This window comes from Chelativorans sp. J32, from assembly GCF_000518985.1.
Classification (GTDB): Bacteria; Pseudomonadota; Alphaproteobacteria; order Rhizobiales; family Rhizobiaceae; genus Chelativorans.
Genome location: NZ_JAEQ01000003.1, coordinates 73,746 through 100,542, shown reverse-complemented (window position 1 = coordinate 100,542; position 26,797 = coordinate 73,746). Strand labels below are relative to the sequence as shown.

General features: G+C 61.0%; 26 protein-coding genes. 14 read left to right on the top strand and 12 right to left on the bottom strand.

Annotated elements, in window-relative coordinates; all coding sequences use genetic code 11:
• Positions 1 to 106: 106 nt before the first annotated feature.
• The 9 genes from CHEJ32_RS0106045 (at position 107) to CHEJ32_RS0106005 (ending at position 10,420) form a co-directional block, all read left to right on the top strand.
• Positions 107 to 1,420 (top strand): lipopolysaccharide biosynthesis protein, encoded by a 1,314-nt coding sequence (locus CHEJ32_RS0106045; protein ID WP_034657961.1) that lies wholly within the window; start codon positions 107 to 109, stop codon positions 1,418 to 1,420.
• Entirely contained in the window at positions 1,417 to 2,598 is a 1,182-nt protein-coding gene (locus CHEJ32_RS0106040) for a GNAT family N-acetyltransferase (RefSeq protein ID WP_245260999.1), read from the top strand. Before CHEJ32_RS0106045 ends, CHEJ32_RS0106040 begins: the two co-directional genes overlap by 4 nt.
• Before the next feature lie 138 nt (positions 2,599 to 2,736).
• Positions 2,737 to 4,308 carry a GumC family protein gene (locus tag CHEJ32_RS0106035; RefSeq protein WP_028033049.1) on the top strand — a complete coding sequence of 524 codons (1,572 nt, stop codon included), beginning with the start codon at positions 2,737 to 2,739 and terminating at the stop codon, positions 4,306 to 4,308.
• Between the two features lie 16 nt (positions 4,309 to 4,324).
• Positions 4,325 to 5,647, top strand: coding sequence for an O-antigen ligase (locus CHEJ32_RS0106030; RefSeq protein ID WP_084032699.1), 1,323 nt, complete (start codon positions 4,325 to 4,327; stop codon positions 5,645 to 5,647).
• Between the two features lie 3 nt (positions 5,648 to 5,650).
• Positions 5,651 to 6,415, top strand: coding sequence for a polysaccharide deacetylase family protein (locus CHEJ32_RS0106025; protein WP_028033047.1), 765 nt, complete (start codon positions 5,651 to 5,653; stop codon positions 6,413 to 6,415).
• Between the two features lie 18 nt (positions 6,416 to 6,433).
• The gene (locus CHEJ32_RS0106020) at positions 6,434 to 7,699 is read left to right on the top strand and encodes a glycosyltransferase family 4 protein (protein ID WP_034658025.1); all 1,266 of its coding nucleotides are present in this window, start codon (positions 6,434 to 6,436) and stop codon (positions 7,697 to 7,699) included.
• 188 nt (positions 7,700 to 7,887) lie between these two features.
• Positions 7,888 to 8,985, top strand: a complete 1,098-nt coding sequence (locus CHEJ32_RS0106015) for a glycosyltransferase family 4 protein (protein ID WP_028033045.1) — start codon at positions 7,888 to 7,890, stop codon at positions 8,983 to 8,985.
• 17 nt (positions 8,986 to 9,002) lie between these two features.
• Positions 9,003 to 9,428, top strand: a complete 426-nt coding sequence (locus CHEJ32_RS0106010; protein ID WP_245260998.1) for a VanZ family protein — start codon at positions 9,003 to 9,005, stop codon at positions 9,426 to 9,428.
• Positions 9,425 to 10,420 (top strand): glycosyltransferase family 2 protein, encoded by a 996-nt coding sequence (locus CHEJ32_RS0106005; protein ID WP_028033043.1) that lies wholly within the window; start codon positions 9,425 to 9,427, stop codon positions 10,418 to 10,420. The genes CHEJ32_RS0106010 and CHEJ32_RS0106005 overlap by 4 nt, the downstream gene beginning before the upstream one ends.
• Before the next feature lie 33 nt (positions 10,421 to 10,453).
• On the opposite strand, the gene nadE is transcribed toward CHEJ32_RS0106005, so the two are convergent.
• Genes nadE through asnB form a run of 4 tightly spaced genes read right to left on the bottom strand, consistent with a single transcriptional unit; the run spans position 10,454 to position 15,241 of the window.
• A complete protein-coding gene (nadE, locus tag CHEJ32_RS0106000; RefSeq protein WP_028033042.1) occupies positions 10,454 to 11,446 on the bottom strand; it encodes an NAD(+) synthase in 993 nt (330 codons plus the stop codon).
• Positions 11,443 to 12,987 carry a class I adenylate-forming enzyme family protein gene (locus CHEJ32_RS0105995; RefSeq protein ID WP_028033041.1) on the bottom strand — a complete coding sequence of 515 codons (1,545 nt, stop codon included), beginning with the start codon at positions 12,985 to 12,987 and terminating at the stop codon, positions 11,443 to 11,445. The genes nadE and CHEJ32_RS0105995 overlap by 4 nt, the downstream gene beginning before the upstream one ends.
• A 22-nt stretch (positions 12,988 to 13,009) precedes the next feature.
• A complete protein-coding gene (locus CHEJ32_RS0105990) occupies positions 13,010 to 13,282 on the bottom strand; it encodes an acyl carrier protein (protein ID WP_028033040.1) in 273 nt (90 codons plus the stop codon).
• 12 nt (positions 13,283 to 13,294) lie between these two features.
• The gene (gene asnB, locus CHEJ32_RS0105985) at positions 13,295 to 15,241 is read right to left on the bottom strand and encodes an asparagine synthase (glutamine-hydrolyzing) (protein ID WP_028033039.1); all 1,947 of its coding nucleotides are present in this window, start codon (positions 15,239 to 15,241) and stop codon (positions 13,295 to 13,297) included.
• 227 nt (positions 15,242 to 15,468) lie between these two features.
• On the opposite strand from asnB, the gene maiA reads away from it, so the two are divergent.
• Positions 15,469 to 16,110, top strand: a complete 642-nt coding sequence (gene maiA, locus CHEJ32_RS0105980) for a maleylacetoacetate isomerase (protein WP_028033038.1) — start codon at positions 15,469 to 15,471, stop codon at positions 16,108 to 16,110.
• A 24-nt stretch (positions 16,111 to 16,134) separates the two neighbouring features.
• Here the strand turns inward: maiA and CHEJ32_RS0105975 are convergent, their stop codons facing one another.
• Both CHEJ32_RS0105975 and hmgA read right to left on the bottom strand, forming a co-directional pair.
• On the bottom strand, positions 16,135 to 17,151 hold the full coding sequence (locus CHEJ32_RS0105975) for a fumarylacetoacetate hydrolase family protein (RefSeq protein WP_028033037.1): 1,017 nt from the start codon (positions 17,149 to 17,151) through the stop codon (positions 16,135 to 16,137).
• A gap of 1 nt (position 17,152) precedes the next feature.
• Positions 17,153 to 18,466, bottom strand: coding sequence for a homogentisate 1,2-dioxygenase (gene hmgA, locus CHEJ32_RS0105970; RefSeq protein ID WP_028033036.1), 1,314 nt, complete (start codon positions 18,464 to 18,466; stop codon positions 17,153 to 17,155).
• A gap of 71 nt (positions 18,467 to 18,537) precedes the next feature.
• Here hmgA and CHEJ32_RS0105965 point away from each other — a divergent pair, with 71 nt between their 5' ends.
• A complete protein-coding gene (locus tag CHEJ32_RS0105965; RefSeq protein ID WP_028033035.1) occupies positions 18,538 to 18,996 on the top strand; it encodes a MarR family winged helix-turn-helix transcriptional regulator in 459 nt (152 codons plus the stop codon).
• 3 nt (positions 18,997 to 18,999) lie between these two features.
• Here the strand turns inward: CHEJ32_RS0105965 and CHEJ32_RS0105960 are convergent, their stop codons facing one another.
• Positions 19,000 to 19,476, bottom strand: a complete 477-nt coding sequence (locus tag CHEJ32_RS0105960; protein WP_034658024.1) for an Lrp/AsnC family transcriptional regulator — start codon at positions 19,474 to 19,476, stop codon at positions 19,000 to 19,002.
• A gap of 112 nt (positions 19,477 to 19,588) precedes the next feature.
• Here CHEJ32_RS0105960 and hppD point away from each other — a divergent pair, with 112 nt between their 5' ends.
• Together hppD and CHEJ32_RS0105950 are read left to right on the top strand one after the other, a co-directional pair.
• Entirely contained in the window at positions 19,589 to 20,695 is a 1,107-nt protein-coding gene (gene hppD, locus CHEJ32_RS0105955; protein WP_028033033.1) for a 4-hydroxyphenylpyruvate dioxygenase, read from the top strand.
• A gap of 236 nt (positions 20,696 to 20,931) precedes the next feature.
• The gene (locus tag CHEJ32_RS0105950) at positions 20,932 to 21,837 is read left to right on the top strand and encodes an EamA family transporter (RefSeq protein WP_028033032.1); all 906 of its coding nucleotides are present in this window, start codon (positions 20,932 to 20,934) and stop codon (positions 21,835 to 21,837) included.
• A gap of 9 nt (positions 21,838 to 21,846) precedes the next feature.
• Here the strand turns inward: CHEJ32_RS0105950 and CHEJ32_RS0105945 are convergent, their stop codons facing one another.
• The 5 genes from CHEJ32_RS0105945 to CHEJ32_RS24050 all read right to left on the bottom strand — a co-directional run bounded on the left by CHEJ32_RS0105945 (position 21,847) and on the right by CHEJ32_RS24050 (position 25,371).
• On the bottom strand, positions 21,847 to 22,167 hold the full coding sequence (locus tag CHEJ32_RS0105945; protein WP_371179789.1) for a cupredoxin domain-containing protein: 321 nt from the start codon (positions 22,165 to 22,167) through the stop codon (positions 21,847 to 21,849).
• Positions 22,168 to 22,177: 10 nt separating this feature from the next.
• On the bottom strand, positions 22,178 to 22,702 hold the full coding sequence (locus CHEJ32_RS0105940; RefSeq protein WP_028033030.1) for a DUF4142 domain-containing protein: 525 nt from the start codon (positions 22,700 to 22,702) through the stop codon (positions 22,178 to 22,180).
• 86 nt (positions 22,703 to 22,788) lie between these two features.
• A complete protein-coding gene (locus CHEJ32_RS0105935) occupies positions 22,789 to 23,484 on the bottom strand; it encodes an RNA polymerase sigma factor (RefSeq protein WP_028033029.1) in 696 nt (231 codons plus the stop codon).
• Between the two features lie 102 nt (positions 23,485 to 23,586).
• Positions 23,587 to 24,690 (bottom strand): LLM class flavin-dependent oxidoreductase, encoded by a 1,104-nt coding sequence (locus CHEJ32_RS0105930; RefSeq protein WP_034657950.1) that lies wholly within the window; start codon positions 24,688 to 24,690, stop codon positions 23,587 to 23,589.
• A 24-nt stretch (positions 24,691 to 24,714) separates the two neighbouring features.
• On the bottom strand, positions 24,715 to 25,371 hold the full coding sequence (locus CHEJ32_RS24050; protein WP_034657948.1) for a GntR family transcriptional regulator: 657 nt from the start codon (positions 25,369 to 25,371) through the stop codon (positions 24,715 to 24,717).
• 209 nt (positions 25,372 to 25,580) lie between these two features.
• Between CHEJ32_RS24050 and CHEJ32_RS0105920 the strand changes: the two genes are divergently transcribed.
• Positions 25,581 to 26,777, top strand: a complete 1,197-nt coding sequence (locus tag CHEJ32_RS0105920) for a pyridoxal phosphate-dependent aminotransferase (RefSeq protein WP_028033027.1) — start codon at positions 25,581 to 25,583, stop codon at positions 26,775 to 26,777.
• Positions 26,778 to 26,797 lie beyond the last annotated feature (20 nt).

Sequence of the window (26,797 nt, the reverse complement as noted above, 5' to 3'; positions counted from 1 at the left end):
TGTTATCCGGCTGGGTACCAAAGCCGAGAAATAAGGTATATGAGGGCCGCAGCCTGCCCTCTTGCGAATGCGACCAGGACGGGCTGGCACCTGTGTGCGGGGTTTAATGTTCGGTTTCAGGCAGATCACGGGCGATTTCAGATCCGCCTTTGACAAGCTCGTTGCCTACGCGGCATCGGGCGGAAGCCTCATCATCAGCTCGGCCGCGCAGCTCATCACCTTCGCCGTCTTGGCCAGATCCCTTGGCGTGCACGAATTCAGCCTTTTCGTAGGCATCACCGCAATCTCCAGCGTCGCGCTACACCTGTGCGGCCTCGGAGCCATGGAAAGCCTCGTTCGCCGCGTGGCGCGCGACGGGTCCACCTATCCGGTCCTGCTCGGCCATAACCTGATCCTGACGGGGATCACCGGGGCGATCCTCGTCGCGGCTGGCGCGATCACGCTCCCGTTCCTGTTCGAGCTTTCCGCAAATCCGGCCCTGAACGCGCTCCTGATCGGCGCCATGCTGGTCACCAACATCGTTCTCGTACGCCTGATCGTGCTGACCGAGCAGACATTCATCGGGCGCAGTGAATTCGGGACCGCCAACAAGGTCGTGGTTGGATTTGCCGTCGCACGGACGATCGCCGCGGTGCTGGCCTGCTTTGCCTTCGGCGTGTCGACCACGGCCGAATGGACCATATGGCAGTTCGCCTGCCACGTTCTTGTCGCTCTCGTCTGTTTCCGCATGCTATTGCGGCTCGGTTCTCCAGAGTTCCGCATCGTGCGGGAAGAGATCATGAACGGCATCTATTTCTGCGTGCCCTTCATATTGCGCGCGGCACGGCAGAACGTCGACCTCATGGTTCTGAGCCTCGTTTCGACGCCGGAAATCGTATCGAGCTACAGTGTAGCCCGCCGCATGATCGAAAGCAGCTATCTTTCGGTCGAAGCCCTCAACCGCCTGATCTATCCCGGTTCGGCGAGGGCCAGCGCGGAAGGACTGCACCACATCGCCGAACGCGTGAAGAAGGTGCTCGCCGCCGCGATATTGATCTCGGTCGCGGCGGCTGTCGCCGTATTCATCATCGCACCCGTTCTGCCCTACCTCTTCGGGCACGACTATGTCTCCCTGGTCTCATTCGTGCGCAAACTCAGCTGGGTGGTGATCTTGCTGGCGATCTGGTCGGTCGCGGTGGAGGCCCTTGGCGCTGCCGGGAACCATGCCTATCGCGGAACGGTGATGTCGCTCGGCAGCCTCTTAGGATGCGCGATTACAGCATGGGCCACCTGGTACGATCCTCCGGCCGGCACGATCATCTCGTTCTATGTCATCGAGTTCGGCATGGTCATCGCCTCCTGGGCCGTCCTGGCGCGGGCCATACGAAAAAGCAGGGGCGGTTCCACCGGAGCGCAGCTGCTGAAGGGGGCTCAGCCGTGAACGCACTGGAGCTGCATGGAAACGGCGCGGTGCCAAATGCGAGCATTCCCTCGGATCGAGGGGAGGCAAACGCAGATGCAACCAACCGGCGCGGACGCGTACGTCCGATGGAGCGCGCCGATATCGCCGCCATCAGCAAGCTCTTCAACTGCATCTTCCGGAACGACGATCGGGAAGGCAGCCCGGAATTTCACAGTTATCTGGACACCGCCTTCTTCTCGAGCCCGCTCTACGCGCCCGAATATGGCAGCATCCTCCATGAGAATTCGGCTGGCCGCATCGACAGCGCGGTCCTTTCCGTACCCATGCAGTTCTGGGTCGGCGAACGCAAGCTGACGGGAAGGCTGCTCTGCGCCTTCATGGCAGATGGAAAGCCCGGCGCGATCGGCGCTGCACATCTTGCGCGGACCCTGCGCGCCAAGCGCCAGGATTTCATTTTTTCCGACAATGCTTCACCCGTGAGCGCCGACCATTGGGAGGCCGGAGGCGGCCACATCCTGCCGATCCAAAGCCTGGAGTGGCGTCGGGTCTTGCGACCTTTCGCCAGCGCAGCCGAACGCCTCTGCGCCGTCATGCCGGCTTTGCGGCCCACCCCCTTCAAGCTGTTCGCAGGCCCTTTGGACGGTCTGGCACGGCGGCTCGTCGCCTCCTTTACGCCCACGGCGGAGAGCGGCTATCGCGTGGAGCCGGCAAGCTTCGAAGAGTTCAGGCAGCAGGCGGAAATCCTCCTGAAGCGCTTTTCGGTTCGCCCGGTCTGGTCCGCCGAGGAATTCTCCTGGCTAATCTCGCTTGCGGGAAAGAATACCGCTTGCGGGTCGCTGAACTGCCGAAAGATCCTCGACCGTAACGGCGAAACCGTTGGCCTGGTGCTTTATTTTGGCCAACCGAAGCGCATTGCACGCGTTCTCAATGTGATCTGCCTGGAGGGACGGGAGCGGCAAGTCATCGAGCAAATGCTCGCCTTTTTCGACAGCGAAGGCTATTGCGAGGCAAGAGGCACCGCACAGCCCTTCCTCATGAAGGCCCTCATGCGTCAAAGGCAGTTGACCTTCAAACATTCCGGGTATTTCTGCTTCGCCACGCGTTATTCCGAAATCGTGACGGCCGCACTTAACGACGATATCTATGTCGGCGGTCTCGCTTCGGAGCGGTGGAGCAATCTGGTGGCCGGCTTCTGATCACGTCGCCCAGGAAGGCGAATGCGCTCTTCCGAAACATGGTTTAAGACGTGATAAACGATACCGTGATAAATTTTACGGAAGTTCACCCGAAGTTGCAGCTTCCGGCCGAGTAAGGGGCCCCTGGGCAGGTAAGGCATGTACGAAGTAGCAAAACCGCCTCGCGGACCGAGGAGGCCAGGCGAAGCTGAGGCCGCAAAGACGCCTACGCGCGGCTCGCTCCTGAACATGCTTCCCAGCAGTGCACCGGTCACCGAGCCGGTTGAGGATCCCGCGCCACCGCAACGGCCCTCTGATCTGCCCCCTCAGCGAGCGGCCGAAGCGCCGCGTGTTTCCGACTATATGGCAAGACTGCACCAGCTCACGCCTGACGATGTGGTCTCCTGGCTCAACAGAGGGAAGTATCTCATCGCCTTGATGGTGCTCGCAGGCGTGGCTGCCGCTTTCATCTACGCCATCACCGCCAGCCCTCGATACACCGTCTACACAGACATCATGGTGGACCCGTCGAACCTGCAGGTGGTCGATGACGACGTGTTCGCCAACACGCCCCAGCGCGATACGCAGCTGCTCGAGGCGGAAAGCAAGCTGAGGGTCCTCACCTCACGCAATGTGCTCGAGCGCGTCATCGATCAACTGCGCCTGACGGAAGACCCTGAATTCGTGAAGCCCGGCCTGCTTGACCCCATCAAGGAGCTTTTTTCCGGTCGGCCCGACGAAGGGGATCGGAAGCTTGGCGTGTTGCGAGCGCTTTCCGAGCGCGTGGAGGCGCGCCGTGAGGAGCGATCCTATGTCGTCGTTCTAAGCGTGTGGACCGACGATCCATACAAGTCGGTCGAAATCTCCAATGCGATCGTGGATGCTTTCGAGACCGAGCTGTTCGAATCCGCGTCACGGAGTGCCGGACGCGTCGTATCGAGCATCACGCAGCGACTCGACGAACTGCGGACCAGCGTCACGCAGGCCGAAGCGCGGGTTGAAGAATTCAAGCGGGAGCACGGGCTGCAGTCGAGCGGCGACAATCTCGCGAGCGCCCGCCGTTCCGGAGAATTGGACACTCAGGTACTCGCGGCTCAACAGCGCCAGATCCAGCTGGATAGCCGCTATCGCGAACTGCAGAGGGCGCTGAATGAACGCAGTTCGGCAACGTTGCCCGGCTTTCAATCGGACACTCTGACCACGCTGCGCGCCCAATACAACCAGCTTCAGCAGCAGTTGCAGGCGCTGTCGCTCACCTATCTTGACCGGCATCCGCGCCTGCAGGCGATCAGGACCGAGATTGCAGCGGTGGAACGAGCGATCGCCTCCGAGGCACAACGCATCGTCAACGCCGCAAAATTGGAAGCCGATCAGGCAACCATGGTGCTGAACGAGTTGCGCCAAAAGGCCCAGGCCGAGGAAAACGTCGTCTTCCAGGACAACAGCGCCCTGGTGACCCTTCGCGAACTGGAGCGGGATGCGCGGGCCAAGGCTGCTCTCTACGAAACCTTCCTTTCGCGCAGCCAGGAAATCACCGAGCGGCAGCAGATCGACACCAGCAACATCCGCGTGATCTCACGGGCGGTGCCGCCAACCTCGCGAAGCTGGCCGCCCCGCACCATGATCCTAATGGCTGCGGGCGCTTTCGGCGGGCTCTTTATTGGCCTTGGATTGGCGCTGGCTCTTGGCCTCCTGAACTATCTGCGCCTACCACATAGGCCGGCCACATGACGCAGGGGCCCCTCCAATGCAGACCGCCGAGCTGAGCGCCGTCGATCTGCCGGAAAGGGCGGCCAACACAGCAGCACGTACGGTGCTGTTCATGGCGCTGTTCCTGTTCTTCTGGATTTCTCTCAACCCGTTCGTGGATCTGACCGGTGAGGCCGTGCTCGATCCTTCGGCGGGAAATTCAAATAGGCTAAATCAGATCGTCTCCCTCGGGCTGTCAGGCCTGATCCTGCTCTTCGGATTGTTCCACGCGCTGCGAAATCAGATCCTCCAGCCGCGTCTTGTCCTCATTCCCCTCTTCGCATGGTTTCTGTTCGTCTCGATCCTCTCGAACGAACCGATGCTCGGGATAAAGGGGGTTGTCCTGGCCGTCATCATGACGGTGAATGCCAGCATATATCTCTTGATTCCGGTATCGGAGCGGCACTTTGCGGTGATGCTTGCCCTGGGGACCCTGGCAGCGCTTCTGCTTTCCTATTACGGTGTGCTTTTCGAGCCTAATGTCTCCATTCACCAAGCCACCGAATTGCGCGAGCCGATGAATGCCGGGCTTTGGCGCGGCCACTTCCCGCACAAGAACAGTGCCGCGGCGGCTATGGTGATAGCTTCGTTCTTCGGGCTTTTCGTCATGGCCGCGTGGTCGCGCCTCCTGGGCGGCCTCATCGTGGTGATGGCGGTCTTCTTCCTGATCCATACGGGAGGAAAGACATCCAGCGCAATGCTTCCGGCCACTCTCATCGTGGCCTGGGCGTTCGAGCGTTTCCGCTTTCTGCGCGTGCCCATTGCGGTTGGCGGCGTCGCGCTGTTCAACTTGCTCGCTGTCGGGGCGGCTGTCATAGAGCCTTTCGGCGCGTTTCTCACCAATCTCGGGATTGACGCGACATTTACGAACCGCGCAGATATCTGGCGCTTTGCGTTCGGCGCGATTGCGGAAAACCCCATACTGGGCTACGGCTTTAAGGGGTTCTGGCAGACGGAAGAACTTGTCTACAGCGGCGGTTCGATCGAGACATGGGCGGTTGCGGCCGCCAACGGGCACAATTCGTTTCTCGACATCACGCTTATGACCGGTGTTCCGGGCTTGCTGCTGACGCTGATCTGGGTGCTCTTTCTTCCCCTTCGCGATATCGCTCGGGTGAAGCCGGAAGAGCAGCACTCGCCGCTGATGCGGCTTTATTTTCGCGTTTGGCTGTACACGCTTTTCAATGCCGGTCTCGAAAGCCTGTTCTTTGAAGGTGGCAACATGCTCTGGTTCACCTTCATGCTGGCGCTTTACGGATTTCGGCTTCAGGCTTCGGCCTCTACCCGGATAATCCATTCTCGGGCAACGGGGGGAACATAGGAAATGGTGGGGGGCGTCGCGGATACGGGCGAGCTGATCGATCGTGCGGTCAATCGCTTTCTTTGGAAAATGGGCAGCCGGGAGCGGGAGGTCGCGACAGACACGCCGCTCGTCACGTTCACCTTCGACGACGTGCCCGAGACCGCACTCACCAATGGCGCTCGGATTCTGGAACGATATGGCGCCCGCGGCACATTCTACATTTCCGGCGGCATAGCTTCGCATGTAGAGCCCGGCCGCAGGTTGATCTCGCCCGAAGGCTGCCGCGAACTCTCGATGCGAGGCCATGAAATCGGCTGCCACACCTTTGCCCACCGCAAGCTCAGGACGATCGGAAGCGGGCTTGAGGAAGACCTGGCCAGGAACGAAGCTTATTTGCGAGGAGCTGGCGTGGAGCAGCCGATCCGCAGCTTCTCCTATCCATTCAATGCCGCCTGGCCGTCAGCAAGACGGGTGCTTTCCTCCCGCTACGCCGCCTGCAGGGGGGCAGGCGAGGCGATCAACCGTGGCAGGGCGGACCACCTGATGTTGAAGGGAGTGGAAATCCGCCAGCCCGAGGAATATGCGCGGACCCTCACCGGCTGGATCGACAATGTGGCCGTCGAGCCGGGGTGGCTGATCTTCTTCACCCACGACATCGTGGAGACCCCCACGCCGTTCGGCTGCACGCCCGAGACCTTCGATCATCTGGTTTCCTACGCAATGTCGAAGAATTGCCGGATCGTCACCATGGGCGAAGCTGTTTCACTGCTTGGCTGGGAGGCCTGAACCGTGGCGCCACCGATCATGCGGACGGATGGGCCGCGCCTCCTGGCGATCAACAACTATTTCTACCGCCGCGGCGGAGCCGAAGCGGTCTTCTTCGACCATATGTCGCTCTTTGCCGAAATGGGCTGGGACGTCGTGCCGTTCGCGATGAAGCACGAGAAAAACGAACCGTCCAAATGGTCTGACTACTTCGTTTCGGAGATAGAATACGGCAATCAACAAGGCTTCGTTACAAAAGCGTTGGACGCTGCAAAGGTCATCTATTCGTTCGAGGCGCAGCGAAAGCTCGCGCAACTGATCGCGGCTGCCCCGCCCATGATCGCCCACGCCCACAATGTCTATCACCACCTGTCGCCCGCGATCTTCTCCACCTTAAAAAACGCCGGCGTTCCGGTCGTCATGACGGCGCATGACCTGAAGCTCGCCTGCCCCGCCTACAAGATGCTGCGGCAGGGCTCGATTTGCGAGCAGTGCAAAGGCGGCCACATCTACAAGGTCGCGCTCAATCGCTGCGTAAAGGATTCGGCTGCGGTCAGCGGGGTGGTGTTCATCGAAACGCTGGTCCACCGGCTTCTCGGTCTCTACCGCGACAAGATCGACCGTATCGTCGTGCCGAGCCGCTTCTACCGCGAGAAGCTCATCGAATGGGGATGGCCGCCGGAAAAGCTGGTTTACATTCCGAATTTCGTGGACGCCTCGCAAATGAAGGCCGACTGGATAGAGCAGGACTATTTCGTCTATGCTGGCCGGCTTGCGCCGGAAAAGGGCATCGCAACCTTGATCCGCGCGGCAGCGCTTGCAGGGCAAAAGCTGGTTATCGCCGGCACGGGCCCCGAGGAGAACGCGCTACGGGATCTCGCTCGCACGGTGAATGCCGACGTCATGTTCGCGGGCTATGTTTCGGGAGAAAATCTCCACAGGCTCATCGGCGAATCGAAGGCGCTGGTTCTACCGTCCGAATGGTATGAGAACGCACCGATCAGCATTCTGGAGGCCTATGCTCTCGGCCGCCCGGTGATCGGCTCCGCGATCGGCGGCATTCCGGAAATGATCAAGGAGGGAGAGACGGGGAGGATCGCAAAAGCTGGCTCGCCGGACGACCTCGCCCAGGCCTTGAACGAACTGGCATCGCTTTCGGCGGCTGACCGCACGGCTATGGGACGGCTAGGCAGGGCTTGGATCCAGGAAGAATTCTCTCCCCAGGCTTATAAGCGGCGGATGCTCGACCTCTATGCGACGCTGACACCATTGGACCTTGCGGCGGTAAGGCCTTATGGAACGTAAGCTCTAATTCGGCTTCGGTCATATCTTCATTATAGGTCATGGATAGTTTGGGGGCATCGTTTCGAAGTGGGACAGAAGCTGGTGGCAAAGATGCCGCCGCCGGCGCGAGTCTCCGCCTCGATGGGCAGGAGCACGCGGCCGATGACGGGGCGGCGCGGAACCCGTCAGAGGTCACAGGCCGCGTCACGATGCTCGGGCTACGCGGGATACCGAACGTCCAGGGCGGTGTCGAACGGCATGTGGAGATATTGGGCCGGGAACTGCTGCACCTGGGATGGGACGTCACCGTCATAGGGCGCCGGCAGTATCTGAAAGAGAAGAAACCGGTCGTCTGGGATGGCATCAAGGTGGTGCCGCTCTGGTCGCCGCGAAAGCAGGCGCTTGAAGCTGCCATCCATACCTTCCTGGGCGTCCTCTATTCAGCCTTCCGCCGTCCCGACATCCTGCATATTCACGCAATCGGGCCCTCGCTTGTGGTACCGCTTGCTCGACTCTTGCGCCTCAGGATCGTCGTGACCCATCACGGGTTCGATTATGATCGGCAGAAATGGGGCCGCTTCGCAAAAAAGATGCTGAAGCTTGGGGAAGCGCTCGGCATGAAATTCGCCAATAGGCGCATCGCCGTCGCGGCCGGTGTCGCAGACACGATGCAAAGCCGCTACGGCGTACCGGTGAGCTTCATCCCGAATGGGGTGGCGATCCACACCACCGAAGACGCGGCCGGCGCTCTTGCGCAATTCGGTCTGAACGAACAGGGCTATATCCTGACGGTTGCCCGGCTAGTGCCGGAGAAACGCCAGACCGACCTGATCGAGGCCTTCTCCAAGCTGAACCGGCCGGGCTACAGGCTGGTGATCGTTGGCGGCAGCGAGTTCGAGACGCCTTATTCCAAGAGATTGAAGGAAAGAGCCGCCGAGGTGCCCGGCGTTATCATGACCGGTTTCCAAACCGGGAACAATCTTGCAGCCCTGTTTGCAAATGCGGCTCTCTTTGTCCTGCCATCCAGCCACGAAGGGATGCCCATCGCTCTTCTGGAAGCGCTTGGCAATGGGCTGCCGGTCCTTGCCAGCGATATCTCCGCCAATCTGGAAGTGGGCCTTCCGCCCGAGGACTATTTCCCCCTTGGCGATACGGACGCGCTGGCTGCCGCCATCGACCGCAAACTCGCCCATCCCCATTCGCCGGAGGAACGACGCGAGAAGGCGCGAGAAATCGAAGAGCAATATGGATGGCCGTCCATTGCGGAGCGCACGGCACTCGTCTATCGCTCGCTGCTCCCGCACTGACACAACATCAGGTAGAAATGCGCGTAACGGAAGAAACACAGATCATCTCGGGCGGCTTCATGCGTCGGCGGCTGGCGCCGAAACTGCTCGATTGGGCACGCATGGCAGCGCCTTTCCTGATCCTGGCGATCATCCTCTATGCCACGCTCTCACCGCTGAACATGCGGCCGCGCACGCAATTTCCGGTTCATTTCGAGCACTTCGCCGCTTTCGCGGTGCTGGGGGCCCTTTATGCGATCGCTTTCCCCAGGCGCATTCTTCTCGTTCTGCTGGCCGTTGTTTTGGCTGCCGCCGGCCTTGAACTCCTGCAATTGACGCTCAGCGACCGCCATGCCCGGTTTGCGGACTTTGCCGTAAAGCTTGCCGGCGGGATTGGCGGCGTGACCGGCACATGGCTTCTCCTGCGCCTGCTTAACCAACGCCTGGCACGGAGATGGAATTGACGGTCAGTATCGTCATCAAGACCCTCAATGAGGAGAAGCGGATCGCCTCCACCATCGAGCATGCGCTCGCCGGCCTGCCCGCTGGCCAGGGAGAGGTGATCGTCGCCGATAGCGGGTCCACCGACCGGACGGCCGAGATCGTTTCGCAATATCCTGCCACAATGGTGCAGATCGTCGACCCCGCAAAGCCGAGTTGCGGCATTGGCGGCCAGCTCGGATTCCAATACGCCCATTATGATTTCGTCTGCCTTCTCGACGGTGACATGGATCTCGACCCAGGCTTTCTTGCCGAGGCGATCAAATATCTGCAGGACCATCCCGATGTGGCTGGGGTCACTGGCCATGTCCAGGAGATGAACCTTTCGAACCTGGAATTTTCCCGCCGGGTGACGAGGAACGCGCCAGAAAACCGTGTGGGCGAGATCGACCGCATGAATGGCGGCGGGCTTTACCGCCGTGCGGCGATTGAAAGTGTGGGCTATCTTACCGACCGCAATCTGCACGGTTATGAGGAGTTCGATCTCGGCATCCGTCTGCGCAGCGCCGGATGGCGTCTCGTTCGCCTCGACAGGCGCTTCGTGCAGCATTACGGCCACGTCGAAAATTCCTATCGCCTCCTCGTGAGGCGCTGGAAGAGCAAATATCTTTTCGGCATTGGAGAGTTGCTGCGTGCCGCCGCGGGCAAGCCTCACTTCACACGGCTCTTGAGGGAGCTGCCCGAGCTACGCCTCTGGGCGCTTGTGCTGGCTTGGATGGCCTTCTGCCTGGCGATCCTGATCTTTCTCCCCAACAAGCTCATGGCGCTCATAATCGTGCTTGCAACCTTTGTCTTCGCCGTGGCGGTCATGTCCTTGCGCAAGGGCGGCCTCGCCATGGGCCTTTACGTGGTGGTCGCCTGGCTTTTCCACGCGGCAGCGCTGCCCGTCGGCTTTCTCCGCGCGCGTGTCGATCCGAAGGCATGGGTGGAAAGCCGCAAGCTCGGCGAAGGCTGAATCCGCTTACGGCCAATCCCTGAGAGAAAGCGTTCAGGCGCCGGCTTCTTCCACCTTTTCCACCAGGAGCGGCGGGAGATGGAGATAGCGCGTCGCTTTGCGTTTGGCTGCGATGTCGGCCCACACACTCTGAACCTGCTCCTCGGTAAGTGCGGCCGCCGCGGCAACCGCGCTTGCCGGAACGCCGTGATTCAGTCCGTAGAGGCAGAGGTCCATGCGGTCGTAAGGCAGCGAGAAGTAGAACTCCTCCTGCGTGTGGGCGAGCGAATAGGTGTCGGTCGTCGGCGGGCGGCGGCGGATCTCCTCCGGCACACCGAGATATTCGGCGAGCTGATAGACCTGCGACTTGTAGAGGTGGGCGATCGGCTTCACATCAGCCGCGCCGTCGCCATTCTTGACGAAGAAGCCCTGGTCGTATTCCAGCCGGTTCGGCGTGCCTATGACGGCGAAGTTCAGCCGGTCGGCGTGATAATACTCGATCTGCTTGCGCGTGCGCTGCTTCATATTCGTGGCGGCGACGATGCCGAGATAGACCTCGGGCGTCATGCGGTGTCTGCTCTGGTTTCCTTCCGGGTCCTGCACGACAAGCCAGGAGATGTTGTAAGCAGCACCTTCAAGCGCATTGGCAATGACGATCTTGGACGCCCAGCCCGGACCATAATCCGGCACGAGCTTGCGGATGAAGCTGTCGCGCCGCTCGTAGCAACCCATCGCCTTCAGGCTTGGACCGATATCCTCGACAATGCCCTCGACGCCGAAGGTTTGCGTCAAGAGCTGCCCAAGGCGAAGGCTCTCGGGATCTGAGTCGTTCTCGGGCATGAAGAGGCAGCAGACATTCTGCGCGCCTACGGCCCGCACCGCGAGCGCGGTGGAAACGCTGGAATCGATACCGCCCGAGACGCCCAACACGAGCCCGCGCTTGCGCAGCGAGCGGAGCTGCCCGCGAAGCGCGGCGACGATCCGCTCCGTCTCGACGGCGGGATCGATTGTAAGCGTGGCGGCAGAGAAGGAAGGAAGTGCGTTCATGCGGCTGGCTCTATGCTTTCCGCCGCAAGCCTGCGGCTGACCTTGCCCGTATCGGTCTTAGGCAATTCTGAGACGAATTTCACGACCTTGGGCACCATGAAATCTTCCAGGTGCTGCGAACAGTGGCGGATAACCTCGCGCTCGGTGAGGGCCGGGTCCCTGGAGACCACCATGGCGGCAATGGCGTGGCCCAGCACCGGGTCCGCCACGCCGGCCACGACGGCCTCGGCGATGGAAGGATGGGTGTGCAGCACCGCCTCCACCTCCTTGGGTGCGACCTTCTCGCCACGCGTCTTGATGATGTCGTCCTTGCGGCCGACGAAATAGAGGAAGCCGTCAGCATCCGTGCGGAAAAGGTCCCCCGTATAGAGCACTTTTTCCCAAGGATTGAGGCCTGGGCGCAGCATTTTCGCGGTCGCCTCGTCATTGCGCCAGTAGCCCTGCATGACATGGGGGCCGCGGATGACGAGCTCGCCCACCTCGCCGGGAGGAAGCGGCTTGCCTTCGTCATCCACCACGAAGGCTTCGGTGTTGGGGATGGCGATGCCTACGGAATCCGGCCGTCGGTCGAGTTCCTCCGGCGGGAGGTAGGTGCAGCGCTTGCACTCGGTGAGCCCGTACATGGAATAGAGCTCGACCCCGGGGAAAAGCTCGCGCAGGCGCGCGATGTGCGGCGGCGGAAGCGCGGCGGCGGTGTTGGTGACGTAGCGCAGCGTGGGCAGGAAACCGGGCTCCAGATCGCGCATCTGCAAGATCATGGCTGCCATGGTGGGCACCAGCGGGAACCCGGTGACCTTTTCCTTGCGCATCAGGTCAAAGATCGCGTGCGGGAAGGCAAAGGACTTTTCCAGGACCAGCGTAGCGCCCATTTTGACGGACATCAGAAGCTGATAGAGGCCATAATCGAAGGCGAGCGGCAGCACGCCCAGGATGATGTCGTCAGGCGTGTTGCGCAGATAGGTGGTGATGGAGGTAGCCGCCGCCTCGATATTCCGATGCGTCATCATCACGCCCTTGGGGCGTCCGGTGGAGCCGGAGGTGTAGATGAGCATGGCGAGGTCGACATCGATGCCGTGATGGGGGACCGGCAACGGCTCGGCTTGCAGGCACTGCGAAAAGGAAATGGCGCTTTCCGGCACCAAACCGCCCCGCCCTTCCGTGGAGATCAACAAGAGCGGCCGCCCATGAAGATCGCGGGCTTCGGCGGCAACCGGCATCAGCTTCGCCTGGGTGAGCACCGCCGCAGCCTCGCAATTGCCGATGATGTAGGCGAGCTTCTCGGCCTTGGTGGAAGCATTGATGGGGCTGAAGGTGGCTCCAGCCTTCAGCACCGCGAAGATCGAGACCGCCGCCTCCCAGGAATTGTCCATGAAGACCAGGACACGATCGTTGCGGCGCACGCCCCTGGCGGCCAGCGCAGCGGCGAGGCGATCCGTCAGCCCATCGAACTCGGCATAGGTGAGCCGTTTGGAGCCGCTGACCAGGGCCGTCTTGGAGCCATGACGCGAGGCGCTGCCCCGCAGGAATTCCTCGAAACGCATGACAGCCTCCCCGCTCCGCCGATCAGGCGTTGAGCGATGTTTCCTTGCCCGTCTTCGAGCCGACATAGGCAGTGATCCGGTCGAGCGAATCGAGATTCGCCGGGACGATCTCGGAATCGGCCATCGTCACGCCGAAACGCTCCTCGATGAAGGCAACGAGCTCCAGCACGCCGGTTGAATCGATGACGTCGTTCTCGATGAGCGAGGCGTCGTCATCAATTTGGGCCGATGTGTCGCCGAAAAGAAAATTCTCGATGATGAAGGCCCTGACCTGATCCTTGATGCTCTCTGCCATTCCAATCTCCAGTTATGCGGCCCTAACCGTGCGTCGGCGTGAACCGGTGAAGGTCTCCAGCCAGAGCTGGGACGAGAGGATGCCGACGAAGGCGGCGTTGTCGCGGAAGCCGGAGAGCGGCTGCTGCCGGCTCTTGGCGAAGAGTTTCGAGACCGAGGCCGGGTTGAAGAGGCCGCCGGCGGCCAGCTTTTCGACGCTCATGGCGTCGCGCACATAATCCTTCTCGCCCGCGCCGCGGAAGGACTGGCTGTCGGGCGCGCGGTAGGGCTGCTTGGTGCGACGCAGGATCGTTTCCGGCAGAAGGTCCCGCGTCGCCTCGCGCAGAATGTGCTTTTCAACCAGACCCTTCAGCTTCATCTCGGGCGGGAGCGTCGCTGCGAACTCGACAAGCCGGTGGTCGAGGAAGGGGAAGCGCCCTTCGATGCCATGCGCCATCGCCATGCGGTCGCCCTGGCTTGACAGGATGTAGCCCGGAAGCAGGAAGCGGGATTCCAGATACTGAGCCTGATGGAGTGGATGCCAGCGGGAGAAGGTCTCCGGCAGGCACGAGGCGAGATCCTCCGCCGCGTCGTAACCGGCAAGCTGTTCACGCAGGTCACCGGAGAAGAAGAGCTTGGCGGCCCCCGTCGCGCGGATGCGCGGCTTGTGGGAAAAAAGTGGGTCCTCGGGCAAATCCGCGCCTGCGCCGAAGAAGGCGGCGAGATATTCGGCCGACTGCTGCTTGAGCCCGGGAAGATAGGGATAGAGCTTGCGGAAAAGATGCGGGCGGATGCGCGAGCCCGGCTGGCGCGCGCAGAAGCGGCGCACCCGCGCCTCCTTGAATATATCGTAGCCGGCGAAGACCTCGTCGGCCCCCTCGCCCGTAAGCACCACCTTCAGTCCCCGCTCGCGCACCAGCGCCGAGAGCTTGAAGAGCGGCGCGGGCGCGGTGCGCAGGATCGGCCGCTCAGTGAAGCGGATCACGTCGGGGAAGACCGCAGCAATGTCGCCCTCGCCGCAACGCACGGTGGCGTGGAGCGTGCCGAGCGCAGCGGCGACCTCGTTCTGAAAGGCGCTCTCGTCATGTTCGGCGCTGTCGAAGGCGACCGAGAAGGTGCGGAGCGTTTCAGGCGTCATGCCCGAAGCGAGCGCCGAGATGACGGAGGAATCGAGCCCGCCGGAGAGATAGGAACCGACCGGCACGTCGGCGCGCATGCGAAGCCGCGTGGCGTCGGTGAGAAGCGCGCGCAGCTCTTCCGCCGCGGCGCGCTCGTCCGTATGGCGGCTCGGCTCGCCCGAGTCCGGAAAGGAAAGCGACCAGTAAGGGCGGATCGTCCGCCCGCCCTCCTCAACGATCATCATATGCCCGGGCTCGAGTTCCTCGATGCCCTTGAAAGCCGTGCGTGGCGCAATGGGAGCCCAGAGCGTGAAGATTTGGTCGAGCGCGATGGGGTCCATCTCCGCCTCGACGCCCGGAACCTCCAGGAGCGCCTTGACCTCGGAGGCGAAGAAAAGCGTGTTTCCGACAGTCGTGTGAAACAGCGGGCGCACACCCATGCGGTCGCGGGCGATAAACATGCGCCGGCGCGGCGCATCCCAGATGGCGAAGGCGAAATCGCCGTTGAGGTCGGCGAGGCAGTCCGGCCCCTTCTCGTCAAAGAGATGAAGGATGACTTCCGTATCGCTGGACGTGCGGAAAACATGTCCGCGCGCAATCAGCCCCTCGCGCAACTCGACATAATTGAAAATTTCGCCATTGAAGGCGATCGTGAGCCTGCCGCCGTCGAGCGACATGGGCTGCTGGCCGTCGGCAAGGCCGACGATGGAGAGACGCGTATGACAGAGGCCAGCGTCGTGGAGCACGGCGATGCCGCTTTCGTCCGGCCCGCGATGCGCGATGGCGGATCCCATGCGCTTGAGCAGCGGCCCGGCGTCAGCCGGATCGACACCCGCGCCGAAATATCCTCCAAAGCCGCACAAACGGAAACGCCCCTATTTCATAGCCGAGCCGAAGGCTGGTGCCTCGCAAAACCCTCTCTGCCCGATAGCGCATAACATGCACGCTGCAAATGTATCGTAAAGAAAAACTTCAATTGTACGTTAACGGCGGCCGAAGGGCCAAGCGCAACCAAGCGGCAGCTTGCCAGGAACGAGGCGGACAGTGTAGCCCATCAGGACAAGGCTCCTGGCAGGGAGATCGCAGCTCCATGGGCAAGGTTGTTCTCTACGACTATTGGCGTTCCTCGGCGAGCTACCGGGTTCGGATCGCGCTAAACCTCCTCGGGATCGACTATGAAGCCGTCCCGGTGGATCTCTTGAAGGGGGAGCAGAAGGGCGGCGAGCACCTTGCGCGCAACCCCCAAGGCCTTGTCCCCGTCCTCGATATCGACGGCACGCGGCTCACCCAATCCCTGGCCATCATCGAATATCTGAGCGAGACGCGCAGTGCCCACCCGCTTCTGCCCGAGGACCCGGAAGGCCGCGCAAGGGTGCGCATGCTGGCCTACGCCATTGCAATGGAAATCCACCCCATCTGCAACACCGGGACCGTTAACCACATCCTGGCGCTTACTTCGGGCGGTGATGAGGTCCGCACTGCCTGGATGCGGAAATTCATCGGCCAAGGACTGACGGCCTTCGAGACGCTGCTCGATCACCCGGCGACCGGCACGTTCTGCCATGGCGACAAGGTGACCATGGCCGATCTGTGCCTCATACCCCAGGTCTACAACGCGAAGCGCTGGGGTGTGGATCTGATAGATATGCCTCGCATCCGCGCGATCGCGGAGGAATGCGGCAGGATGGAAGCCTTCCGGCGGGCCTATCCCAAAGATCCGGGAGCTATGTGAATTTCCTGCCGAATAGCGGGCAGCTCAGGCAGCTTCGTATTTGACGACGGTCTGCTCGATGGCACCGAAGATCGACCGGGCGCCCGCGTCGCGCATTTCGATGCGGACGACATCGCCGAAGCGCAGGAAAGGCGTTGCCGGCTCGCCGCGGGTGATGGTCTCCACCATCCGGACCTCCGCGATGCAGGAATAGCCAGCTCCTCCTTCGGAGACAGGCTTGCCGGGGCCGCCTTCGAGCTTGTTCGACACCGTGCCCGAGCCGATGATCGTTCCAGCCGAAAGCGGCCGGGTTTTCGCCGCATGCGCTATGAGCGTCGGGAAATCGAAGGTCATGTCGATTCCCGCATTGGCGCGGCCGAACCGCTCTCCGTTGAGGTCGACTAGGAGGGGCAGATGAACCTTCCCGCCGTCCCATGCCTCGCCAAGCTCATCAGGCGTGACGGCCACGGGCGAGAAGGCCGATGATGGTTTCGATTGGAAGAAGCCGAAGCCTTTCGCAAGCTCGGCAGGGATCAATCCGCGCAACGATACGTCGTTGACGAGCATGAGGAGCCTGATCGCCTCTTGGGCCTGCTCGCGGCTCCCCCCCATCGGCACGTCGTCGATGATGACGGCGATCTCGGCTTCCATGTCTATGCCCCAGGCTTCGTCGGCCATGGCGATCGGGTCGCGCGGGGCGAGGAAGGAATCCGATCCGCCCTGATAGATCAGCGGGTCGGTCCAGAAGCTTTCCGGCATTTCCGCATTGCGCGCCTTCCGCACGAGCTCGACATGGTTCACATAGGCCGAGCCGTCGGCCCATTGATAGGCGCGCGGCAGGGGCGAGAGGGCTTCGTGTTCGTGAAAGCGTTCTGACGGTACTGCCCCGTGCTCCAATGTTTCCGCCAACGCCGCCAGATGCGGCGAAATCCGCCGCCAGTCATCAAGCGCTGCCTGTAGCGTCGGGGCGAGGAACGAGGCGTCCGTACAGCGTGTCAGATCGCGCGAGACGACCACAAGCCTGCCGTCGCGAGAGCCGTTTCTGAGTGTGGCAAGCTTCATGTTAGCTCCAGTCGCCTTCCGGCGTGCCATTGAAGCGCTTTTTCAGACCGCTCCAGCAATCGATGTAATTGTCCTGCCGCACTTCGCTTTCGGCGGCAAAACGCGTGAGCATCTGCGGGTAGCGTGTCTCGAACATGAAGGCCATGGTGCTTTCGAGCTTCATCGGCTTGAGTTCGGTTCTCGAAGCTTTCTCATAGCCGTCCGCATCCGGACCGTGCGCCAGCATCATATTGTGCAGGCTGATGCCTCCCGGCACGAAGCCTTCTTCCTTGGCGTCATACTTGCCCTCGATCAGCCCCATGAACTCGCTCATGATATTGCGGTGGTACCAGGGCGGTCGAAAAGTGTTTTCCGCCACCTGCCAGCGCGGCGGAAAGATGACGAAGTCCACATTGGCTGTCCCCTCCTCGCCAGAGGGCGCCGTGAGGACCGTGAAGATCGATGGATCCGGATGGTCGAAGAGGATCGAGCCGACCGGCGAATAGGTCGAGAGATCGTATTTGTATGGCGCGTAATTGCCATGCCAGGCGACCACGTCCAGCGGGGAATGATCGATTTCGGTTGCAAAGAACTTTCCGCACCATTTTGCGATCAGCCGGCAGGGTTCGTCCCGATCCTCGAACCAGGCGCAGGGCGTCTTGAAATCGCGCGGGTTGGCCAGGCAGTTTGCGCCGATCGGTCCCCGATCCGGCAGAGTGAACTTCGCGCCGTAGTTTTCGCAGATGTAACCGCGGGCGTGATCCTCCATAAGCTCGACCCTGAACACCAGGCCGCGGGGCAGAACCGCGATTTCTCCCGGTCTTATTTCGATGATGCCCATTTCCGTGAGGAGGCGGAGGCCGCCAAGCTGTGGCACGACGAGCATCTCGCCGTCGGCGTTGAAGAAATGATCATTGGTCATGTTCGAGGTGGCCACATAGACATGGGCGGCCATGCCAGCTTGCGTGAAGACATCGCCGGCTGTCGTCATGGTGCGGATGCCGGAGAGGAAATCGATGCGTTCGTTGGGGATCGGTACCGGATTCCAGCGCAGCTGGCCAAGCGGTAGCTCGTGATCGCCGATATTGGGCGCCGATTTCCAGAATGGGTACTCCGTCGACCTGAAACGGCCCGTATGCTTCACGCTTGGCCTGATCCGGTAAAGCCAGGAGCGCTCGTTGATGCCGCGTGGCGCGGTGAAGGGTGAGCCGGAGAATTGCTCGGCATAAAGGCCGTAGACAGGGCGCTGCGGCGAGTTCCGGCCTTGCGGCAATGATCCAGGCAGCGTTTCGGTCTCAAAATCGTTCCCGAAGCCGGGCATGTAGGAGAGGCCCATGGCGTTCCTCCATGTTGACGCGAGTTCGTTTCATTTGTAACTGTTGTTTTTGTAACTATCAAATAATGACAATGCCGGACGACGACATCCTCTCGCTCGAAAGCTTTCTGCCTTACCGGCTGAACAGGCTTGCCGAAGCGGTCAGCCGCAAGTTTTCCGCCAATTATAAAGCGAGATATGGACTCACCCGACCGGAATGGCGGACGCTTGCCACCCTTGGTCAGTTCAGCGTCATGAGCGCCACGGAGATCGCTCAGCACTCATCCATGCACAAGACCAAGGTGAGCCGGGCGGTGGCAGAGCTGGAGCGGCGCAAATGGCTGAAGCGGACTCCCGATGCGAACGACCGTCGTCTTGAGCATCTCAGCCTCACGCCGTCGGGGATAAAGGCCTATCGGGATCTCCTGCCGATCGCCCGGGTATTTGAAAGCCGGTTTCTCGATGACCTCAGTACACAGGAGAAGCAAGGTATTCTTCAAGCGCTCACCCTTCTGGAACGGGCGGCGGGACTTTCCGAACGGCGACCGTAGTCCTCAGAGCGGCAGCCCGCTATGCTCCTTCAGTGTCTGCAACACGATCGCCGTCTTCACGTGCTGCACCGATTCGTGAGGCAATAGGACCTCGTTGACGAAATCGGACAGGGATTTCAGGTCGGGTGTGACCACCTTCAGGATGTAGTCCATCTCGCCGGTGAGCGCGTGAGCCTCTTGAACCTCCGGCAACCGAGACACGAGTTCCGCGAAGCGGCGGGCATTGTCCCGATTGTGCGTGGCAAGAGTGACGGTGATCATGTTCACGAGGGAATGGCCCAACCGGTCCCGATCGAGGATCGCCCTATAGGCCTTTATCACACCCTCCTCTTCCAGCTTCTGCCGGCGTCTGGAACATTGCGATGCGGAGAGGTTCACTCGCTCCGACAGGTCGTTGTTGGTGAGGCGAGCGTCTTCCTGAAGGAGAGACAGGATTTTGCGGTCGGCCTTGTCAAGATGCACGGATTGAGCGGATTTCATGACAGCCTCACATGGATCGTGCAAAAATAGACCTTCAAAGCCTATGAATGCAAGCTCCCTGCGCCTCGGTTCCGCTAAAATCACGGCAACGAGGATGAGACAGGAGGAGACCATGGGACCCTTCCCGCATGATGCGCCGCCGGCCACCATCAGCCCGGAAAATCCGGCAGGCACGGACGGTTTCGAGTTTGTGGAATTCGCGCATCCGGAACCGGAAAAACTCGCCGAGCTTTTCAACCGCATGGGCTTCGCGCCGGTCGCCAAGCACGGGACCAGGGACATCACCGTCTGGCGCCAGGGCGATATCAATTACATCGTGAACGCGGAGCCTGGCTCCCACGCTTCCCGGTTCGTGGAAGAGCATGGGCCCTGCGCGCCCTCTATGGCCTGGCGCGTGGTGGATGCAAAACATGCCTTCGACTATGCCGTGTCAAAGGGTGCCGAGCCATATCAAGGCAATGACAAGACGCTGGATGTGCCGGCAATCGTCGGCATCGGTGGGTCGCTGCTCTATTTCATCGATCGCTATGGCGAGAAGGGCTCTGCCTATGACGCTGAGTTCGAGTGGCTGGGCGAACGCAACCCCAAGCCGGAAGGCGTCGGCTTCTATTATCTCGACCACCTCACGCACAACGTCTATCGCGGCAATATGGACAAATGGTGGGCCTTTTACCGCGAGCTCTTCGGCTTCAAGCAGATCCACTATTTCGACATAGACGGCCGCATCACCGGCCTCGTCAGCCGCGCCATCACCAGCCCCTGCGGCAAGATCCGTATCCCGCTCAACGAATCTAAGGACGAGACGAGCCAGATCGTCGAGTACCTGAAGAAGTATAAGGGCGAAGGCATCCAGCACATCGCGGTGGGCACGGAGAACATCTACGATGCCACCGACCGGCTTGCGGATAATGGCCTGCAATTCATGCCCGGCCCGCCGGAAACCTATTACGAGATGTCCTTCCAACGCGTTAGCGGGCATTCGGAACCGATCGAACGGATGAAGAAGCACGGCATCCTGATCGACGGCGAAGGCGTGGTGAATGGCGGCATGACGAAGATCCTGCTGCAGATCTTCTCCAAGACGGTCATCGGCCCGATCTTCTTCGAGTTCATCCAACGAAAGGGTGACGAAGGCTTCGGCGAAGGCAATTTCCGGGCCCTTTTCGAATCCATCGAGGAAGACCAGATCCGCCGCGGAGTGCTCAAAGCGGCCGTATAACCATTGCTGTCATACCGGGGCTGAGCCCATCAAGCGGGGCTCAGCCTGCGCACAAATCCATTGCAGAAACTCGTGACGCATCCCCAGGCAGCGTTTCCCATTGCCCGCCGATGCTTTAAGAAGACCGATCTGACATTCGCCTATCTTGCCGGACCGTGGCAACGGTTATGCCCGACCCACGGCCCGCCTCTCGAACCCTGCTCGGGCGCAAGATGGATTTGCTCGAAAGATTTCCAATGCGGCTGCGCGACCTGCTTCTGGCCCTCACCGTCGTGTTCATCTGGGGCGTCAATTTCGCCGTCATCAAGCTCGGCCTCAGGCAGGTCTCCCCGCTGGGGCTCGGTGTTGCGCGTTTTTTCCTCGCCGCCTTTCCCTGGGTCTTCTTCGTCGAGCGGCCGAAAGTTCCGCTGCGACTGGTCGCGATCTACGGCCTGCTCATCTTCGCCATGCAGTTCGGCTTTCTTTTCACCGGAATGAAGCTCGGCATGAGCGCTGGCCTGTCCTCCCTCATCCTGCAACTCCAGGTCTTCTTTACCATCGCGCTTTCCGTATTGGTGCTGGAGGAAAAACCCACGTCTTGGCAACTCGGCGGAGCGCTGCTTGCGTTTTCCGGGGTCGCGTTGGTGGCGGCCCATATCGGCGGAGACGTGACGGCGATCGGCCTTGTTTTGTTGGTGGCCGCGGCGGCCTCCTGGGGCGGAGGAAACGTGGCTTCCAAACGCATTTCGCAGCACTCGGGCAGCGTCAACATGATAGGGCTCGTCGTATGGGGAAGCCTGTTTGCGCTGCCGCCCCTGTTCGTCGTGAGCTTGATGCTGGAAGGCCGGGAGTTGCTGAACTCCTTCATCGGCCTCGACTGGATCTCAGCCGGGTCCATCGCCTATATCGTGTATCTCTCCACCCTTTTCGGCTACGCCGTTTGGAGCGGCCTGCTGGGGCGCTATCCGGTCAACACCGTTGCGCCGTTCACGTTGCTGGTGCCTGTGTTTGGATTTCTAGGATCGACGATCGTGCTGCGCGAGCCGCTTCAAGGCTGGAAGCTCGCCGCTTCCGGCCTGGTTATAGCCGGGCTTTGCCTCAACCTTTTCGGTGCTCGCCTGCTTGGAACGTTGCCCAAACGCTCGCTGTCTAGTCCGGAATAATGCCAAGGCCTATTTTTCCTCGACGATGATCCTGCCCATCATGTTGGGATGGAAGCGGCAATAGAAGTCCACCGCTTCGGCCTTTTCAAGGGGCTGGATCACCGTTTGGCCCGCGGGTATCATCACCTCCCAATCTCCCTTTACCGTCGCCGTATGGTCGATCGGATCCTTGTTGATCCATTCGATCGTATCGCCAACCTTGGCTGTGATGATGTCGGGTGAGAATACAAGCTGGTCGATGGTGACCCGGATCGCGTCCGCTTGAGCCTGCCCCCCGCCCAGGAGCAGGCCCAATGCCACGAAAACCCATCGGCGGTACACGATGGACATAATCCGCATCCTACTTCAGATCGGCGGCAACGTGCTCCGCATGAGCCTGATGGCCTGCGAAGAGCTTCAGACCGGTTTCGAGCAGGCTCTTCAGTTCGGCATTGTCGGCGGCAGGGATCAGTTGCGTCTTGAGCGCCTCATTCACCTGCTTGTGATAGGCGACCTCGTTATCGATATAGGCTTTGTCGAAAGCAGCGCCTTCGAGTCCGGAGAGCTCGGTCTTCTTGTCTGCAGCTGCCTTGGTCAGTGTCTTGCTCGTGTCATTGTCTTCGGGCGTGACATTGAGTTTCTTGACCAACGCGAGCGCCTGCTTGTTGACCGCCTCATGGTCGCGGATCATGTCCTTCGCGAAGTCGACGACCTCCTTGGTCTTCGATTTCTCCACTGCGAGCTTGGCCGCGTCGATATCGATAAGACCTGCCGTATAAGCGATGTGAGCGATCTGAGGATCGGTCGGACCTTCCTGCGTATCGGCCAGAACAGCCGTTCCAAGAAGGCAGAATGCGGCGAGCGCCGCCAAAGATCTTGCGGTCATGATGCTTCCTCTCCCCGGCATTGTTGCCGGGCTTTCCTTCAGTTGACGTCTATTGGATGCCGCGTCGGGGAATACGTTCCCGCAAATCAATCATCAAAGCCGAGCCGCTTCAGCACTGCTGCAGTCAGCCGGTCGCAGCGACGGCCGGCAAAGGGGAATGCATCCAGCAGGACGGGGCCGATTTTGGCTTCGATATCCCTGCGCAACAACGCGCGGGCGCGGTGCAACCTAGTCTTCACCGTTTGAGGCCGCAGGTCGAGCAACTTCGCTGTTTCCTCAAGCGACATTCCTTCGAGCACCCTTGCCACGAAGACGGTGCGAAACGCTTCGGGAAGGTTATCGATCGCCTGCTCGATCAGATGCAGTATCTGGCGCTGAGCCGTGGTTCGCTCCGGATCGCCTTCGCTCGTGTTCAGTGGAAAGCGGATGATTTCGGCCTCCGCCGCACCAGCAATCGCAAGACCGGCTCCTTCCGCCCGGCGCTTTCTTCGCAACCGGCCGAGGGCTTCGTTGATCGTGATGCGGGAAAGCCAGGTCGAGAGACTGGAGCCCCCGCGAAAAGCCTCCAGATGCGCGAAGGCCTGCGTATAGGCTTCTTGCACCACATCCTCCGCTTCCGCGTCGTCACGGATTACCGCGCGGGCGATACGATAGAGGCTCTGGTTGTTTTGTTTCATGATCGCCTGAAACGCTTGCCGGTCATGGGCAAGGGCTCTGGCCACCAAATCCATGTCTCCGAGGCTTGCAGGGGCTGGTGAGGTCTTGGATTCCGTCGCGCGCATCTCCGCCTCCTTTGACCATTGGATGGCGCTTTGCAGAAAAGGTTCCCGGCGCGTTTCTGTTCCTCGCCAGCAGAAGGTCAGCGGGATGTCCCAAGGAGGCCATTATTCGACCCTCAGCCCGGCTTGGCGCAAGAGCGGCAGCACGCGATCACAGAAAAAGGGCAGCTCATAAGTGTAATTGACGAAGCTGAGCGCTGCGCCGGCATAGCCCTGCGCGCTTATGGCCGCGATCTCATCAACGATCTGCTCCGGTGTCCCGACCAGCGGATAGCTTCCCGCTCCACCGGCAAACCGCTGCTTGTAAATGCGGAATGCCTCGCTGTCGTGCGAATTGGCGAATTCCTTCTTCTTCGCCATGTGATTGTCGACAGCCGCGTGGTCTGCCATCTCCAAGGCGTAGCGGTCGTAATAGGTGCGGGCCTCCTGTTCCGTCTCGCGGCAGACCACATGCAAGACGGTATAGACGCCGACGTCCCGCCCGAAGGCGAAGGCTCGGCTCTTGACGTCTTCGACGTGGCGGCGCCCATCCTCGATAGTGGAGAAAGTGGAGAACAGATAATCGCAATTGCGTGCCGCATAGTCACGGCCGGGCGGGCCGAAGGCTGCGTTCATCGTCACAGGGCGCGGAAGCTGCAAGCTGGCCGGTCGGCTTACCACGCCCTTCAATTGATAATGGGCACCCTCATAGTCGAACGGCTCGCTCGAGGCATAGGCGCGCAGGATGATGTCGATCCACTCCTGAGCCTGCTCATAGGGCCGATCCATCGGGGCGGTGCCGAACATGGCGAACTCTTCGGGGTTCCACCCACAGACGATGTTGAGCCCCGCCCTCCCCCCGGACACATGATCGACCGTTGCAAGCGCTTTGGCGGCATAGACAGGATGCACCAGAGGCACATGGACCGTCATGAACAGCCCGATACGCTCGGTAAGCGCTGCCAGCGCCGCCGCCCATGTGAAGGTTTCGAACGACCATTCGCGGACCTGCGTCTGGCCACCGAAACCGCGCCATCGGGCGATGGGCAGCACGAATTCAAGCCCGGCACGATCCGCGATCTGGGCCGACGTAACGCAATCGGACCACCGCGCGGACCAGCGTTCCGGAACCGTCGTGATCGCCAGCGCTCCATCGGCATTGGCGGAAAAAACGCCAAGCTTGAACTTGTTCTGTCCCTTCAATGGATGCGCTTTGATAGAGGTTGTCATCTTTGAACCGCCTGTGGTTGCGCATTATGGCCGATGGAGTTCCGAGAAGAAGGCTCGCTCGGCGCTCGTCAGAAAATCGCTCATGGCATCGTGGGCCGCCATGGAGTCCCGCGTCACATAGGCATCATACTGGCGGCGAAGCCCTTGAATGACGATTTGCTGGGTGTCGGGCTGATACAGCGTTCCCGCACGCACGACCTGAGCTTGATCCGCAAAGCGCGAGATTGTCTCCGCAAGCCGCCGATTTGCCAGAGCCCCGATCCAGATTTGCCGGAACCTGACATTGGCAAGCGCCAGACCGCCGGCGTCATGTGCCCGAACAGCGTCTTCCGCATTTGCCACCGCTTGTCGCAACAGGTCATGGTCAGCGTCCGACATGTCGCGCGCAGCATTGGCGGCAGCCCGCGGCTCGATCAGCCGGCGCACCTCGAAAATGTCAGCCACATCCCGCCGATCAAGGGTGGGAAGCACAAAGCCGCGCGTCGTGCCCACGACATAGCCGTCATTAGCCAGCCGCAGCAGCGCTTCCCGGACCGGCATTCGGGACACGCCAATTTCCCGCGCGATGCCGATATCAACCAAACGGTCTTCGGGGCCGATCTCGCCCCGCTGGATTTTCTGCAGCAGATCGGAATGAATTTGGCTGCTGAGACTTGCCGCCGCTTTCCTTCGGGCTCCCAAGCCGTCTCTCCTCCGTTCCTGAACAGGATACAGTATACCGTTTCTCCGGCAATCCTGATAATTTGGCCGATGTTCGCGAGCATCCAGGGCATTATGGGACGGCCCTAGCTCCGGCGACTGAGTAAGCTGCGGCTTCTCCGAACCACCTTGCCGGCCTATCAAAATTATGCTGCAACGGAATACAGTTCGTATGGAGAGGATTCAGCTGGATGGATCAGGGGCGTGGAAGCGTTTCATTAAACTCCTCAGCCGGCATCCGGGCTGCCATCCGTGACCTGTCTACCGAGAATGTTGCGGAACTCGCCGTTCGCGCCTCCTCGCTCAGCGATGTCATTCCACTCTGGTATGGTGAAGGCGACCTGGTAACGCCGCAGTTCATCCGCGACGCCGCTAAGGCCGCCCTCGACGGGGGGATGACCTTTTACATTCCTGATATGCGCGGCCTTCCGGCCCTGACCGAGGCGCTATCGCAATATCAGTCCCGCATCCATGGCCGGGAAATCCCGGTCTCCCGCTCCACCGTCACACCGAGTGGCATGCAGGCGGTGCTGCTGGCCGTGGAGCTCGTCGTGGATCCGGGCGACGAGGTTATTTTCATCGAGCCGCAATGGCCCAACGTCCGCAACGCCATACAGCTGGTAGGCGGGGTCCCGGTCCCGTTCGGGCTTGATTTCGATGAAAGTGGCTGGCGGCTCGATATGGAAAGGCTTCTGGCCAGCTGCACGAACAAGACCAAAGCGATCTTCCTGCCGACACCCTCCAACCCCGCCGGATGGGTGGCGAGCGCGGAAGAAAACCGCATCCTGCTCGAATTCAGCCGCAAGACCGGCATATGGATCATCGCGGACGAAGTGTATGCCCGCCTCTTTTTCGAAGGCGATGTCGCTCCATCCCTGCTGCAGATCGCCGAAGACGGAGACCGCGTTCTGGCCGTCAACAGCTTCTCAAAGGCGTGGGCGATGACCGGCTGGCGCGTTGGCTGGCTGACCCATCCTTCCGATCTTGCCGCTCCGCTGGGAGCAATGACCCAGTATATGAACAGCGGGACTGCCGGATTTGTTCAAGCTGGCGCGGCAGCGGCGCTCACCCAAGGCGAACCGCTGGTAGCGACAATCCGGGAGCGGTGCCGTGTCGGGCGCGATCTCGCATACGAAAGGCTCGCCGGCCTTCCGCAAACGGAATTCGGCCCCCCACCGCGTGGCGGGATGTATGTCTTCTTTTCCCTCAAAGGCCATGAGGACGCCTCATCCGCCTGCCGCCAGATCCTGGAAGGAGCACGCGTCGGATTGGCGCCCGGCCACTTGTTCGGCGAGGCCTCCCGTCGCTTTCTGCGCGTTTGCGTATTCCGCGAGGAGAAGCAATTGGCCGAAGCGTTCGACCGCATCGCGCGCATGCTCACATCCTGAGGGCGGCCACGCGAGGTTAG

Bases quoted from the DNA above. Each gene is read 5' to 3' on its own strand.
- CHEJ32_RS0105995 (WP_028033041.1), bottom strand. From the start codon at position 12,987: ATGCGTTTCGAGGAATTCCTGCGGGGCAGCGCCTCGCGTCATGGCTCC.
- CHEJ32_RS0106035 (WP_028033049.1), top strand. From the start codon at position 2,737: ATGTACGAAGTAGCAAAACCGCCTCGCGGACCGAGGAGGCCAGGCGAA.
- CHEJ32_RS0106045 (WP_034657961.1), top strand. From the start codon at position 107: ATGTTCGGTTTCAGGCAGATCACGGGCGATTTCAGATCCGCCTTTGAC.
- CHEJ32_RS0105940 (WP_028033030.1), bottom strand. From the start codon at position 22,702: ATGACCGCAAGATCTTTGGCGGCGCTCGCCGCATTCTGCCTTCTTGGA.
- CHEJ32_RS0106025 (WP_028033047.1), top strand. From the start codon at position 5,651: ATGGTGGGGGGCGTCGCGGATACGGGCGAGCTGATCGATCGTGCGGTC.
- CHEJ32_RS0106010 (WP_245260998.1), top strand. From the start codon at position 9,003: ATGCGCGTAACGGAAGAAACACAGATCATCTCGGGCGGCTTCATGCGT.
- CHEJ32_RS0105920 (WP_028033027.1), top strand. From the start codon at position 25,581: ATGGATCAGGGGCGTGGAAGCGTTTCATTAAACTCCTCAGCCGGCATC.
- CHEJ32_RS0106020 (WP_034658025.1), top strand. From the start codon at position 6,434: ATGCGGACGGATGGGCCGCGCCTCCTGGCGATCAACAACTATTTCTAC.
- CHEJ32_RS0105960 (WP_034658024.1), bottom strand. From the start codon at position 19,476: ATGAAATCCGCTCAATCCGTGCATCTTGACAAGGCCGACCGCAAAATC.
- CHEJ32_RS0106015 (WP_028033045.1), top strand. From the start codon at position 7,888: ATGCTCGGGCTACGCGGGATACCGAACGTCCAGGGCGGTGTCGAACGG.
- maiA (WP_028033038.1), top strand. From the start codon at position 15,469: ATGGGCAAGGTTGTTCTCTACGACTATTGGCGTTCCTCGGCGAGCTAC.
- CHEJ32_RS0105990 (WP_028033040.1), bottom strand. From the start codon at position 13,282: ATGGCAGAGAGCATCAAGGATCAGGTCAGGGCCTTCATCATCGAGAAT.
- CHEJ32_RS0105965 (WP_028033035.1), top strand. From the start codon at position 18,538: ATGCCGGACGACGACATCCTCTCGCTCGAAAGCTTTCTGCCTTACCGG.
- CHEJ32_RS0105945 (WP_371179789.1), bottom strand. From the start codon at position 22,167: ATGTCCATCGTGTACCGCCGATGGGTTTTCGTGGCATTGGGCCTGCTC.
- CHEJ32_RS0105975 (WP_028033037.1), bottom strand. From the start codon at position 17,151: ATGAAGCTTGCCACACTCAGAAACGGCTCTCGCGACGGCAGGCTTGTG.
- nadE (WP_028033042.1), bottom strand. From the start codon at position 11,446: ATGAACGCACTTCCTTCCTTCTCTGCCGCCACGCTTACAATCGATCCC.
- hppD (WP_028033033.1), top strand. From the start codon at position 19,589: ATGGGACCCTTCCCGCATGATGCGCCGCCGGCCACCATCAGCCCGGAA.
- CHEJ32_RS0106030 (WP_084032699.1), top strand. From the start codon at position 4,325: ATGCAGACCGCCGAGCTGAGCGCCGTCGATCTGCCGGAAAGGGCGGCC.
- hmgA (WP_028033036.1), bottom strand. From the start codon at position 18,466: ATGGGCCTCTCCTACATGCCCGGCTTCGGGAACGATTTTGAGACCGAA.
- CHEJ32_RS0105935 (WP_028033029.1), bottom strand. From the start codon at position 23,484: ATGCGCGCGACGGAATCCAAGACCTCACCAGCCCCTGCAAGCCTCGGA.
- CHEJ32_RS0105950 (WP_028033032.1), top strand. From the start codon at position 20,932: ATGCGGCTGCGCGACCTGCTTCTGGCCCTCACCGTCGTGTTCATCTGG.
- CHEJ32_RS0105930 (WP_034657950.1), bottom strand. From the start codon at position 24,690: ATGACAACCTCTATCAAAGCGCATCCATTGAAGGGACAGAACAAGTTC.